Here is a 13,714-nt window from a genome sequence, read left to right on the forward strand (position 1 = left end):
TATATTCGATACTATAATCATGACCGCATCAAAATGAAATTAAAAGGGCTGAGTCCTGTGCAATACAGAAATCAGCCCTTAGTAGCATAGCAATTAAACTGTCCAACTAAATGGGGTCAGTTCATTTGCCGGCGTTTTTTTATATTTGTCCTACTACAATTGATACTAACACTGACGATTTAACGTAAATTACCCGTATGTCCTAATGAATAGCGTCCTGGTTGCGGCCATACCGTCAGTCCGTGTGGCTCCTGACCAACAGCGACTTTGTTGACGGCACCAGTAACAGTATCAATGCGATAGACCACGTCATCGTAGCGGCCAGATAACCATAGAAATTTACCATCGGCGCTCACGTTACCCATGTCTGGGCTACCCCCACCTGGGATTGGCCATTGTTGCACCACTTTACCGCTGGCAAAATCGATGACGGTAACGCTACCTTTGCCATTACGCGGGCCATGAATCAGATGCGAGCCACGGTTAGCGACATACAATTTGGTGTTATCTCGACTTGGGTACAAGCCGTGGGCAGCCACACCCGTCGGAATTAAGCCAATCTCTTTAAATGCATCGCCATCAATGATGTGGACGCCATCGGCTTCCATATCAGCAACATAAAACCGCTTGCCATCCGGCGAGATACGGATATCTTGCGGCATCCCTTTTTTGGATGAGCAAATCTCTGTCGCACCCGGACCTGCGAGACTAGGAACATCCTTAAACCGGATAGCTGGCATGGCTAATTTGAGATAGCCAACGACAGAGCGACTCTTCAAATCGATCTTAGCAATACTGCCGTCAAATTCGCAGGTAAAAATGGCATAGCTACCATCCATCGAAAAATCAGCGTGATTGATACCGCCGCATTGTGGCGTCGAAATCGCATACTGCAATGCCATCGTGTGTGGATCACGGAAATCCAGTCGATGCTTCGCTTCTGCTACGACAATCGCGGAACGTCCATCTGGCGTGAAATATAAATTGTACGGATCATCCACCGGCAACGCTTTTCCTGGTTTTCCGGAACGCGGATCAATCGGCGTCAGGCTGCCAGAATCGAGGCGCTCCGCATTGTTCGCCACCCACAAGGTGCGCAGGTCCCAAGAAGGTACGATATGTTGCGGTGCCTTACCAACCTTAAACCGATCCACAACTTTGAGCGTAAGCGGATCAATCACAGATACATCGTTAGAGCGCAAATTAGGTACATAAACACGCTCCAGATCATCTTTGACCTGTGGACTCAAATGGCCCGACCCTGTCTCGCTGTACAAATTACGAGCGTCAATCACTGCTGGCATTCCAGGCACGGTGGTAATTTTTACTGCTGGTTGAACGGCTGGGGTAGCGCCTGCCACTAAAAAGTGAAAGCCAGCAACGGACAGAGCTGCAGTGATGCCAACACGAATGATATTTTTAAATTTTAAAGACATACGTAATACTCGTTACTTCAGTTCAATGGTGTTTATCGGGTGGCAGTCACGTGTTTTATCGCTGCAACTGACGTATCTATAATTTGTTTGACGGCTAACTGTCCTAATTCTTCTGTCGCATGGCGTGGATCGCCATATACACCGTCTGCCTCGGTCGGCTTAGCGGCATGACTCATCGCATCGCTACGCACAAGAGACCGATCCAACGCCATAGTCAACGCGGTATCCGCTAACCCAGCATGCAATCCGATTTCCGCCATACTAAACCCGCGACGACGCAAGGTGTTGACGTAAGTCACTGAAACGGCCTGATAATATTCATTCAATGCCACTACATGGCAGGATGGATCGTTAGCCCACTCGCGATCCAGTCGGTTCGCTACTTTTTGCATATTTTTTTGATAACCGCCATGGTCACCTAAAAAAATCACGTCCTTAAAACCATGTTGTTTAAAACTGCGTGCAGTGCCCTCCAGCATCGATTCAAACGCACTGTCTGGGATCGAGATCGTCCCTGTAAATCGCATATGCCCTGCGGGGGGATGAATACTCCCCTCTGGTACATAAGAAATCACTGGTGCGACTAAAGCATTTCCCAGAGTTTGCGCAATCTTTTGTGCCAATAAATACGCACGGACATTGTGCTTGCCTAAAGCAACGTAAGGCCCGCTTTGCTCGGTGCCACCAATCGGAATCAGAATCGTCGTGCTACCACTGGCAAGCCGATGCTGCACTTCGGTCCAGGTCATATGATCAAGCTCGACTTCTGGCGTTGTAGCAAAACAAGGTGTCTGTGGCGCAATGCAACATGCCAGCACGACCAAGGCTCGACTAAGTCGCCTCATTGCCAGTGAAGCATCGTTGATGTTTCGGGCAATGAGCCGCTCACTACGTTGAACAGCCGTTGCGCTAGAGGCACTGATGCGAGTGTGCCGATTTTCTGTCAAAGAATTCATAGACGAATTATGAGGCCGAAATTTGGAAAAAAGAGCAGCGCAATAAAAAAATAGCACTGTGATGGCTTTTATTGATCTGAAACCAAGAAAAAATTCGGCTAACTCCCTTTGAAGGACGAAACTATTGTACGAAGCCCATAATAAGCGTTTCTTTTTTTAAGATAGAACTTGCGCGAAATGGTTCCTATAAGAAGACGAGATGAGTTATTTGTATTTTGCAAATACATGACAAGCAGAGGCAAAAAATTTGCCAAGACAATATGATAGATATGCTATCCGTAGGAACTAGATAAAAAGGCAAAATTTACCGCCGAATGTCCGCTAACCTACCTAAAGTCGCATTATTTCTTTAAATTAGCCGAAGATTTTCGGTTAAACCACCACATCAAGGTATAATCCCCATCTTGTAGATCGGTTTTCTTTTGATCGAACAGATTTTCTTGTATCTGTGACTCTATCTGGACACCCTCTAGTTGTATGTTGTGGTGACCTTGACCTCGTTTCAATCTCACGCACTGTCTTTGCTTGCTGCATATCAGTACCGCAGATTCAGCCTACATAACGTATCATTTTTGCGCCATTGCACACGATCCGTGTAAGCCACGTGCGCCAAGAATCAAATACCCAATCCTGGCCGGTGATGTTGTTCGCCAGCTGGCATGATCCGCCTACGATATGCAGGGCGGTATTTATCCCTAGTTACACTTTTTATGAATGTGAAAATACAATGGCAAAAGAAGAACTCTTAGAAATGAGTGGTATGGTTGAAGAAGTGTTACCGGATTCCCGTTTCCGCGTTAACCTCGAAAATGGACATCAGTTGATTGCCTATACGTCAGGCAAGATGCGCCAGCATCACATCCGCATTCTGGCGGGTGACAAAGTGACTTTAGAAATGTCACCTTATGATTTGAGTAAAGGCCGGATTACTTTCCGCCATATCGAAAAACAAAATGGTGGTGGCGGCGGTCAGCCACGTCGTCGTTACTGATAGCAATTACCGTTAAATCAGGTCAGGATTGGTGCGTAAAGTGTTTACGCAGCTAATCTCAGTCTGAAAATACTTGTCGCGTCACCCACTCTGCCACCGCGGACCAACTACGGAAATCCGCGACAGAGCGGCATGCGATATGCGGATGACGCGCTTGTAGCATGCGCGATAGGGCAGAACCGGGACCTAGCTCGAGCACAACCTCGATACCCGCCTCGTGATATGCATCCATGCATTCGTGCCAACGGATCGTCTGTGTCATCTGCGCCAGCAGGCTCTGCTTGCTACCGTAACTATCCCTTACCTTCAAGGCATTCACCCCCGCGACCACTGGGGTGATGATCGGCTTTGTCTGCTGATTGAATATACCCTCTAATGCTCGGGCAAATACTGGCGTTGCATCAACCATCAACGGTGTGTGGGATGCAATATGGACTGGCAACATGGATAAGTGAAGTTGCCCTGTCGTCTGCTGACGTAGTATCGATTCTGCCGCAACAACATCCGTGCGAAGACCAGCAACAATCGCGTTATTCTCTGCCGTCACGATCGCAATATACAACCGGTGTATAAGGCAAAATTGCTGCAAGCGGTCAATATGGATGCCACTGACGGCCAGCATCGCCTGCGATAAGCCTGACGCAACACACGATTGCATCGCCAGCCCTCTCATGCGAGCAAGGCTCACTGCCTGTTCCACATTCATCTCACCACTGATGGCATGCGCCGCAAGCTCACCAACGCTATACCCCGCAACCAGCACTGGTGTTATGCCGTCCATCCCCGATTGAGCACACAAAGCAACCCAGTTGAGCAGCGATGCGGCAACGATGAGAGGTTGCGCAAATTGATTGTCAAACAGCTGATCTGGAGTATTTAACAGATGCTTCAATGCCAACCCAAAACACCCATTGGTGTCAAGCTGCGCTAATAATATTGCGGCATGCTCGTTGGTCTCAGCGAGAGCAAACATATCGGGATGCTGCCCGCCCTGCCCTGGACACAGCAATGCAAACTTACGCATTGCAACCACTAAATACGGTGTTCTCTACCTGATAAATAAACCAGGTTGCGGCTAATAAATCAGCAGCGCCACCAGGAGAAAGGCGACGTATCACAAACGCCTGATGGCATGCTTGTGCTTGGTTGAGCCAATCGGTCTGCGCAGTACCACCGGCATTCAAAAAGTGACGCGCGGACTGACGTGAAAACGCCGCTGCCTCTGCACCACCACGGTAGTACACATTGGTATCGTGCATATTTGCCATGAGTAAAAACAAAGCATCAATTTGCGCTTCTGTCGTACTCCGCCCCGCCTTCAGACTCTGTAACAGGTGCGGCAAGGCAAGCTCAAAGACGGAAGGAAAGCCCAATGCCGCTTCTTCTCTTGCACCGCTAATCGCGTAATGTTGAGCCACTTGCAAACCATGGCTGAGCGAATGCTCAGATAATACCGTCGCCGCCTCATGCAACGCGACGACGCTATGTGTAGTCAGATCAGTCCCCCACTGTGCAATCAATGCAGAACGTATCTGATTGGCTGAGAATCTGTGTTCCAGACAGTGTCCAAGCGCTGCACATAACAGCCCTAAGCAAAAAATTGCTCCACGATGCGTGTTGATACCCTTTGTCGCGATGAGCATCCGTTGTTCCGCGTGAATGCCAAGCTCTTTTAATGTCTGAAAATCCGCACCTGCGATACCGGCTAAAGTCATGTCACGGAAATAATGGCGCAACGAAAACAAGCTACGTAAAAACGTCTCTGCATTCATATCCGTATGACTACCGTTATCGCGCAGCGAGACCAGTCCAGGTTTGGGATACAGGACGAGCTCTGTGTAAAGACTACGAACAGCAATGCGTGCAACCACTGCCGCAACACCGCGACGCTGTGCGATTGTCAGTGCTGGCTGATGACCCATCCCTGATGTTACTTGGCTTTCGTAGGGAGCAGCCGTCGCAGAAGAAAGGAAAATGGACATGTGATCAGACCAGATTTAAACTTTGTAGCAGGTCGAGTTTCGACATCAATCTGACCTGTTGATTGTCCTTGACTAACAGACGTTGTGCATGACTGGGCTCAGGCACCAGATCCGATAAAGACCATTCTTTCCATGCGACCGCTTGACCAGCAGGAAAAATGATCTCGCCGTCCAATGGCAGCAACGTCTGATATTTGCGTAATAAGGCAAGCCCCTGAACCAGATGCTCTTGGTTTTGCGGACGGAATAACACATCAATGTCGGATTGCTCATTGACGTAACTTTGCCCTGTCAGAAACTCAAACACCAGAGAACCATAGACGCGCCAGCGTATGCCTACCGCACTCGCTTCATTATTAAAAAAACGTAAGTCCTGTTGCCAACGTGCGGCAACAAACGGTATCACTGTCACGAGTGCCAATGAGGGCTGATGCTCCAGAATGTCTTGTACTTTGACTCTGGCGGAGATGCGTGGCTTGCGTGGTTTAGGTTCTTTCTCCGGTACCAAAGCAAAACCAATGCAGACCTCATCTTGCTTGGCATCGACATCACGCCGACGCACCACAGCGGGCCACTCTTCCTGCTGCCAACGGTGCAAAGCTTGTAAGGTCAGCCCTGTGAATTCGTCAGGCACCAGCGCCATTTGTTGCGTAAAAACGCTCGCCCATGCCTGAGGTGACAACCACACCAGGTCATGTCGTTGAAAGTGCGCTACCTGATCCAATTCCACACCGCCTTCATCTTAAAGTCCTGATCACGAAACAGGTTCAGATAATACGGCATTCACTACTTTTTGTGCCATCGAACGGCCACCTCGTGTTGCGCCAGTGGCAATACGCTGATCAACTGGATCTGCATTATCGAATGCTGACAGCAATTGGGTGGCTAAATCATCTTCCCAGACGGCCTCAATACCACCCATGCGTTCGTAATTCGATGGTCCAGGGGCAAACACAGGATTATCCTTAGCTAATTCTATGAGGCGTTCCTCAGACACTTTCGTGATTCTGGCCATTGCCGGTAAGCCCATCACGCGGATGGTTGCTGCAGGTAGCGCATAACACGCGTCAGCCATCATCCCACTGGTAATAAAACCACCAGATAAGGCCTGATCATAGACCAGCGCAATAATTTTATGACCGGATTGCCGCGCCAGTTCCAGACATTTGCCAAGATGCGCCATATAGCTGTTAATGCCTAACATTTCATCACGATGGCGTAAACGTTGTCCCTGTGTATCGACCATGAGTAAAATCGGCCGTTGCGGAAAATCACGTACTGTCCGCAAGACTGCTTGTGCTTGTCTGAGCGCAATTTCAACACCGATTGGTGTATGTGTCGTCGTGCCAATGACGCTGATAGTGATGCCATTGACTTTAGCGGTGCCAGATAAAAAATCTGCTGCCTCGGTGATGGTATGCCCTTGTGGGAACAGTTGTGCCGCGACCTGACGCCAATATACCTGTTGATCCTGATTGATTTGTGCATCAACAGCAGCGCTCATTTCTTGCGCTGGCGCACGATTCTGGTTCTTGTCCGCATGAGTTAATTGTTCGGCAACGAGTTCGCGAAACGCGCTCGCATCAAGCATCGCAATTTTTTCTGGCTCAGCGATACCCAATTTTTTCCAGATTTCCATTGGCTCATGACAATCACCAAACGCCGCAATCCGTTGTGCCATCATGGACTGGTCATACTCCAACCCTGCCAGACCGAGTGACACAGACCCAGCCTCTTTGCCTGTTAAAGCGTCAATCGCCGCAATCGCTGCTGCCTTAAATTCAGCCACGTCATCCGCAACGAGCATCTGGCAGTCGCCCATCAGATAACGATGCTTGCCACCCGTTGTACGCCAGACTAAGGCACGGTCTTTTGAATCAAATTCTTCAACACCGTTCGCGGTTTCAATCACTTCAGGACCAGACATCGCCAAACGCGCTTCTTCTGACATGATGACTGCATTCGTACAACGGGCAACGATCCCCATGCCGCCAAAGCAGCCATTACTGCCACCATTAATGACAATCACCGGAATCCCCGCTGCACGTACCGCAAACACGGCACGCATCACCTCAGAAACAGCGATTAAGCCTGCATTGGCTTCATGCAAACGGACACCACCAGACTCTGCTAGCAAAATGACAGCGGCTGGTTTATCGATGACAGCGCGACGCATCAGTCCGACCAGTTTAGCGCCATGCACTTCACCCACGGCGCCGCCCATAAAACCGCCCTCCTGGGCTGCTGCAAATACGCGGTGCCCACCCAATTGTCCAATACCAATAATGACACCGTCATCAAACGACACTGGTGCATTTAATTGCGGCAGATGTGGACTCGTCCAGGATTTTGCCGGTGGTAAAATTTCTGTAAAACCATCGATCAGGGCATGGATCCGCTGCCGCGCTGTGGCCTCGATATAACTATTCATGTTGTCGCTTCCAGACTTGCTTCGATCGCCTGATCGAGGCGTAAACTCACCACGGCTGGCGTCGCCCCCATATCGTTAATGGCAATCCGTACATTCGCCAACTGCCAGCGCGCATTAAAATCTTTCATCACCGCTTCCCAGATGGTAGCAAAGCCAATCGCGGCGGTATTGATTTCAATTTCACACGCCGATTGTAAATCAGCATGATTGACCAGCACTTCTAAATTACCAGAACTGACCACGCCAACCAGTTGCGGATTAAGGGGTAATTGACGGGTGCCGTTTTCAAAACGAAATACTAAAGTTTCCATACGCGTCCTTACCAGTTTCTGAAACGTTTTGGTGGCTGATACAACCCTTCGGAGGCCCGTACCAAGTCTTTCATATTTTTTGCGGCCAACAGATCGCGGGTGGCATCACGCTTGTCGATGCCAAGATCTTCTGGTCGCTTGATAATGCCTCGGTCGCGCAGATTCTCGACCATCCGCTGATCTCTGCCCAGACCAACTGCGGTATAACCTGCCACACCACGAATGGCTTGTTCACGCTCTTCGTCTGTCCGGCACAGTAACAAGTTGGCGATGCCTTCTTCTGTCAAAATATGGCTGACGTCTTCACCATAAATCATCACTGGTGGCAATTCCATATTTGCCTGTTGAGCCAATTGCCACGCATCGAGCTTTTCAACAAACGCGGGTTGCATATGTTCGCGGAACGTTTCCACCATCTGCACCACGAGTTTCTGACCACGCGGCATTGCATATTTTCCATCCCTTGCTTCGCGTCCCGCTTTTAACCATGCGGGGCTGGCATGACGCCGTCCACGCGCATCTGCCCCCATGTTGGGGGCGCCGCCAAATCCTGCGATGCGGCCCAAGGTGGCCGTTGACGAATTCCCTTGCAGATCAATCTGTAAAGTCGAGCCAATAAACATATCGCACGCATAATGACCCGCTGCCTGACTCATCGCACGGTTACTGCGCATGGAGCCATCAGGACCCACAAAAAACACATCAGAACGAGCGCGGATATAGTCTTCCATCCCCAACTCAGAACCAAACGAATGTACCGAAGAGACAAAGCCCGCCTCAATTGCTGGGATTAACGCAGGATGAGGGTTGAGCGCCCAATGGCTGGCGATTTTGCCTTTCAGTCCTAATGATGCAGCATAGGTCGGCAACAGCAATTCGATCGCGGCGGTATCAAAACCAATACCATGATTTAAGCGCTTCACTTCATATTGAGCATAAATCCCTTTGATTGCCATCATCGCCATCAGAATCTGGATTTCTGAAATCAAGGCAGGATCGCGTGTGAACAGCGGTTCGATGTAATGTGGTGTCGGCGCCTTGACAACATAATCCACCCAGTCAGCAGGAATATCCACCCGCGGCAGTACATCAACAATCTCATTGACCTGAACAATAACGATACCGGATTTGAACGCCGTTGCTTCCACAATCGGCGGCGTATCTTCGGTGTTAGGTCCCGTGTATAAATTGCCTTGACGATCCGCTGCCTGCGCTGCAACTAAAGCCACCCTTGGGGTTAGGTCAACAAAATAGCGGGCGTACAATTCGAGATACGTATGGATTGCGCCAATGTTTAGCTTGCCCGCAGAAACCAACTTTGCCAGCCGCCCCGCTTGTGGTCCAGAAAACGAAAAATCCAGCTTAGAGGCAATGCCATTTTCAAATACATCCAGATGCTCTGGCAACGCCAATACGGATTGCAGCATATGCAGTTGATTAATCCGCTGCGGATCCAACTGCGTCATCGCTTTTGCCAAGAAGTCCGCTTGCTTTTGATTATTGCCTTCAATACAAACACGGTCTCCCACTTCCAGCGCGGCGTGCAATAGGTCGCCGACCCGTGTTTGCGGCAAAATCTTACCTTGCAAATCAGTACCTAACACTTGCGCCACGCGCTCAAGGCGTTGCACGCGATTTATTTGCAGCGTATTCCAGCGACCTGTCGCGGCCATTATTTCACTCCCATTAAACTATCCGGAAACGCCGTCGCAATTTGCGGGAAGACACATAACAAAATCACCGCTAATAACATCAGACCCAGGAATGGAAAAACACCCCAGATAATTTCTTTTAACGTAATATCCGGCGCGATATTCTTAATCACAAAAATATTCAACCCCACCGGTGGATGAATCAAGCCCATCTCCATCACAATCGTCATGACAACGCCAAACCAGATCAGATCAAAGCCCGCTTCTTTCAGTGGCGGCAAGATGATAGGACACATCATCAAAATGATTGATACCGGTGGCAAAAAGAAACCAAACACAATCACCATCGCCAGAATCACCATCAGCAATAACCACTTACTCAAATGTAGACCAACAACCCATTGTGCAGCGGACTGACTGATATTGAGATAACTCATCACATACGAGTACAACAAAGACATACCGATGATAAACAGCAGCATCGTTGATTCTTTGATCGTCGCTGAGATAAATGGTGCCATCTGACGTGGTCGCCACACGCGATACACAATCGCAATCAAACCCATCGCTAACAACGCACCCAAGCCTGCGGTTTCAGAGGGTGTTGCATAGCCACCATACAAGGCGACCATCACACCGATCAACAAAACGACAAATGGCAGAACGCGCGGCAGCATTTCTAATTTTTGCTTGAGACTGAAATGTTCCTCCTCAAGATACGCCGATTGAATTCCGTCTTTTTGATATGCCTCATACGCAACTGCATATTCCTTGCGCGCTCTGAATACCGCGTATCCTGCAAATAACAAGACCAGCAATACACCCGGTCCGACACCAGCTAAAAATAAACGACCCAGCGATTGCTCAGCAGCGACGGCATACAAAATCATGGTAATCGAAGGTGGCAACAAAATACCTAAAGTACCACCAGCAGCAATGATACCTGCGGCAAATCCTGGCGAATAACCACGACGGCGCATTTCCGGAATACCTGCAGAACCAATCGCAGAACAAGTTGCAGGAGAAGACCCCGCCATGGCTGCAAACATCGCACACGCAAACACGTTCGCGATACCTAATCCACCTGGCACCTTGTGCATCCACGCATGAATCGCAGAATACAAGTCCTTACCTGCCGATGATTTACCAATCGCCGCACCTTTTAAAATGAATAAAGGAATCGACAACAAAGTAATCGATGCCATCTCTTCGTACACGTTTTGCGTAATCGTATCGAGCGACGATGCAGGCATAAAAAAATACATGAATGCGCTGGCAACAATGCCTAAAGCAAACGCAATCGGCATGCCTGAAAACATGACAATCAGCGTCACCGCGCCATACAAGGTGCCTAAAGTTAATGGGCTCATGCGGTCTCCACTTTTTTATAGTGATCGTTTTTTTTCAACAAGGCAGTCATGACTTGCAACACAATCTGCAACGACAACAGCGTCATGCCAAATGCCATCATGGCATACGGTATCCACAGTGGTGGTGCGAAAGTCGATGAGGTGGTTTGGCCTTCTACCCAAGCTTCATGAAAGAGGGTCCATGATTTCCAGGAAAAGAATCCGCAAAAAGCGGCGCTGGCAATATCCACCAGAATCAAGCGCAACGCATTGATCTTCGGCGGTAACATTGATGAGAGCACTTCGATACCGATATGACCGCGGTAAGACTGCACGTAGGCTGCTGAAAAAAAACTAATCCCAATCAACATGAATACACACGCTTCATCTTGCCAGTCCGTCGGCACCTGAAACAGATAACGACTGACGACCGAATACGTCAACACCAGCGTGGTGATAAACATGCCCACCATCGAGGCGTTGACGATCTGGCGGTTTAAAAAATTAATCGCCACGACCAGCGCCCGTAACCATTGTTGATCCGGTAGTGCGGGCAATTGCGCGGTGACAGGTTCAAAGCCATGACTCATAGCAATTTCTCCGCCAGTTTCATCAATTTTGCGCAACTTTCATTACGGTCAGAATAGTCTTTCCACGCTGTTGTCCGCGCGATGGCTTGCCATTTTTTGACGGTCGCCGCATTGAGGTCAACTATTTTCGCGCCTTTCTTTTCATACACTGTCGCCACAGTGATGTCATCTTGTTTGGCCGCCTTGGTTGCTATCGCTTCCATTTCTGCACCGACCGTCATAATGAGGTTTTGCTGTTCTTTGGTCAGTTTGTCGAAGGTCGCTTTGGAGATCATTAATGGTTCCAGCATGTACCAGTAACTCTGACCGCGACCAGTGGTTAGGAACTTGGACACTTCTTCGAGTCTGAAGGAAATCAGCGAGGTCGATGACGTCATTGCTGCTTCCATCGCGCCAGTTTGCATTGCCGCGTAGATTTCATTGGAGGGCAACGAGACCACCGCAGCACCAGCAGCTTTCAACACCAGATCAACCTCACGCGATCCACCACGGATTTTCATACCTTTGACATCGTCCGGATCCACAACCGCTTTCGTCCGCGAAGCCACACCACCCGCCTGCCAGATCCAGCTAACGATGATCACGCCTTTTTCTTGCAGAATGCGTGCCAGCTCTTTGCCCACTTCGGCATTCTTCCAAGCAGCGCCGACTTCATACGATGGCACCAGCCCTGGCATCAGTCCAATATTGACCTCTGGCACCTCACCACCTGCATAGGAGAGAGGCACCAGCGACAAGTCCAGTGCGCCTTTGCGCATCGATGAGAACTGGGCGTTGGTCTTCATCAGCGAAGATCCAGGATAAATCTCAAATTTGAGACTACCGTTGCTGCGTTTTTCAACTTCAACAGCAAACTGGCGGCAAATGCGATCGCGGAAGTCGCCAGTGTCAATCGTGCCACCAGGAAATTGGTGAGAGATTTTTAAGACCTGATTTTGCGCCCAGACAGCACTAGGCAACATAGCTGCCAACGGTGCCAGACTTAAGGCTTGTAAAGCGGTTCTTCTGCTGTTTTTAGTTTGATTGATGTCACTGCCGACTGATACGGCATGCTTTTTGGATGGGATAAACATGTTGTCTCCTAAGTTTAATGTCGTAAAACTTATCTCGGGAGCTATTCGATGATGCTCCTCTATTGATCAGAAATAACGCTGCAATGCCACCTGACTCTCTTATCTCTACAAATTTGCTGTCTGAAAGAGAACAACAAACTGTTAAACCAAGGTAGTTAAGGTGTATTTTTGTGCTTCCCTGAATTCTTGTATACAAGATCGTTTATTTTGCATTCAAAGTCAACACTAATATATACTAGGGACGCTTATTATCAAGTTGCACAGGGATCACAGAATGAAAAATCGCTCAACCAGCCTTCGTGAAGAAATTGAAGAGATGATCGCCATGGGTCATCTACAACCCGGCCATCATTTAGATGAGACAGAGTTGGCGACACAATTTGGTGTGTCACGCACACCAATCCGTGAGGCGCTCATCCAATTGGCCTCCATGGGAATCATTGATATGCGCCCGCGACGTGGCGCGCAGGTCGCAACGATCAGTCCACAACAACTAGTTGAAATGTTTGAGGTGATGGCTGAGTTTGAGGCGATGTGCGGTCGCATGGCCGCAAGACGAATGAGCAAAGCTGAAATGCAGGAATTACAAGCGGCCCATCTTGCCTGTCAATCCGCCAGCAACACCGATGATACGGATGATTACTTTTATCAAAATGAACAGTTTCATCAGTTGATTTATCAGGGTAGTCACAATGAATTTTTATCGACGCAGGCACTGAATCTGCATCGGCGCTTACGGCCTTACCGCCGTTTGCAGTTACGGGTACGTGATCGCGTGAAAATGTCATTTCATGAACATGATCAGGTGGTAGAGGCGATCATGGCTGGTGATGGCGAACAGGCAGCGCAATTATTGCGCGGACATATCATTATTCAGGGTGAGCGGTTCGCTGATTTAATTGCTTCTCTGAAAAATCTAAATACAGAAGCGTAACCGCCGCCG

At 49.1% G+C, this 13,714-nt stretch carries 14 protein-coding genes and 1 pseudogene; 3 read left to right on the forward strand and 12 right to left on the reverse strand.

Annotated features, from left to right (window positions below):
• Positions 1–90, forward strand: a 90-nt coding sequence (locus tag ACO0KV_RS14940) for an IS3 family transposase (RefSeq protein ID WP_423042293.1), incomplete at its 5' end; no start/stop codon positions are given.
• Positions 91–179: 89 nt separating this feature from the next.
• Here ACO0KV_RS14940 and ACO0KV_RS14945 read toward each other — a convergent pair.
• Both ACO0KV_RS14945 and ACO0KV_RS14950 read right to left on the reverse strand, forming a co-directional pair.
• Positions 180–1,436, reverse strand: a complete 1,257-nt coding sequence (locus ACO0KV_RS14945; RefSeq protein WP_423043431.1) for a hypothetical protein — start codon at positions 1,434–1,436, stop codon at positions 180–182.
• Positions 1,437–1,468: 32 nt separating this feature from the next.
• Positions 1,469–2,392, reverse strand: a complete 924-nt coding sequence (locus tag ACO0KV_RS14950; protein ID WP_423043433.1) for a creatininase family protein — start codon at positions 2,390–2,392, stop codon at positions 1,469–1,471.
• 727 nt (positions 2,393–3,119) lie between these two features.
• Here ACO0KV_RS14950 and infA point away from each other — a divergent pair.
• Positions 3,120–3,383, forward strand: coding sequence for a translation initiation factor IF-1 (gene infA / locus ACO0KV_RS14955; protein ID WP_423043435.1), 264 nt, complete (start codon positions 3,120–3,122; stop codon positions 3,381–3,383).
• A gap of 58 nt (positions 3,384–3,441) precedes the next feature.
• Here the strand turns inward: infA and ACO0KV_RS14960 are convergent, their stop codons facing one another.
• From ACO0KV_RS14960 to dctP, 10 genes and pseudogenes are all read right to left on the reverse strand, one after another.
• On the reverse strand, positions 3,442–4,407 hold the full coding sequence (locus tag ACO0KV_RS14960; RefSeq protein ID WP_423043437.1) for an ACP S-malonyltransferase: 966 nt from the start codon (positions 4,405–4,407) through the stop codon (positions 3,442–3,444).
• Complete coding sequence (gene mdcB, locus ACO0KV_RS14965; RefSeq protein WP_423043439.1) at positions 4,400–5,365, reverse strand: triphosphoribosyl-dephospho-CoA synthase MdcB; 966 nt, start codon at positions 5,363–5,365, stop codon at positions 4,400–4,402. Before mdcB ends, ACO0KV_RS14960 begins: the two co-directional genes overlap by 8 nt.
• Before the next feature lie 4 nt (positions 5,366–5,369).
• On the reverse strand, positions 5,370–6,095 hold the full coding sequence (gene mdcG, locus ACO0KV_RS14970; protein ID WP_423043441.1) for a malonate decarboxylase holo-[acyl-carrier-protein] synthase: 726 nt from the start codon (positions 6,093–6,095) through the stop codon (positions 5,370–5,372).
• A gap of 24 nt (positions 6,096–6,119) precedes the next feature.
• The gene (gene mdcE, locus ACO0KV_RS14975; RefSeq protein ID WP_423043505.1) at positions 6,120–6,869 is read right to left on the reverse strand and encodes a biotin-independent malonate decarboxylase subunit gamma; all 750 of its coding nucleotides are present in this window, start codon (positions 6,867–6,869) and stop codon (positions 6,120–6,122) included.
• 51 nt (positions 6,870–6,920) lie between these two features.
• Positions 6,921–7,796 (reverse strand): annotated as a pseudogene (locus tag ACO0KV_RS14980) (biotin-independent malonate decarboxylase subunit beta); the annotation flags it as partial.
• A complete protein-coding gene (mdcC, locus tag ACO0KV_RS14985) occupies positions 7,793–8,107 on the reverse strand; it encodes a malonate decarboxylase acyl carrier protein (RefSeq protein WP_423043443.1) in 315 nt (104 codons plus the stop codon). The pseudogene ACO0KV_RS14980 and the gene mdcC, both read right to left, overlap by 4 nt.
• Before the next feature lie 8 nt (positions 8,108–8,115).
• Positions 8,116–9,780: a malonate decarboxylase subunit alpha gene (gene mdcA, locus ACO0KV_RS14990; protein WP_423043445.1), complete on the reverse strand. Its 1,665-nt coding sequence runs from the start codon at positions 9,778–9,780 to the stop codon at positions 8,116–8,118.
• Entirely contained in the window at positions 9,780–11,129 is a 1,350-nt protein-coding gene (locus tag ACO0KV_RS14995; RefSeq protein ID WP_423043447.1) for a TRAP transporter large permease, read from the reverse strand. The genes mdcA and ACO0KV_RS14995 overlap by 1 nt, the downstream gene beginning before the upstream one ends.
• Entirely contained in the window at positions 11,126–11,698 is a 573-nt protein-coding gene (locus tag ACO0KV_RS15000) for a TRAP transporter small permease (RefSeq protein WP_423043449.1), read from the reverse strand. The genes ACO0KV_RS14995 and ACO0KV_RS15000 overlap by 4 nt, the downstream gene beginning before the upstream one ends.
• Entirely contained in the window at positions 11,695–12,660 is a 966-nt protein-coding gene (dctP, locus tag ACO0KV_RS15005; RefSeq protein WP_423043507.1) for a TRAP transporter substrate-binding protein DctP, read from the reverse strand. Before dctP ends, ACO0KV_RS15000 begins: the two co-directional genes overlap by 4 nt.
• A 385-nt stretch (positions 12,661–13,045) precedes the next feature.
• Between dctP and ACO0KV_RS15010 the strand changes: the two genes are divergently transcribed.
• Positions 13,046–13,705 (forward strand): GntR family transcriptional regulator, encoded by a 660-nt coding sequence (locus ACO0KV_RS15010; RefSeq protein ID WP_423043451.1) that lies wholly within the window; start codon positions 13,046–13,048, stop codon positions 13,703–13,705.
• The last annotated feature ends 9 nt before the right edge of the window (positions 13,706–13,714 follow it).

The organism is Undibacterium sp. RuRC25W, assembly GCF_049339825.1.
GTDB lineage: Bacteria > Pseudomonadota > Gammaproteobacteria > Burkholderiales > Burkholderiaceae_D > Undibacterium.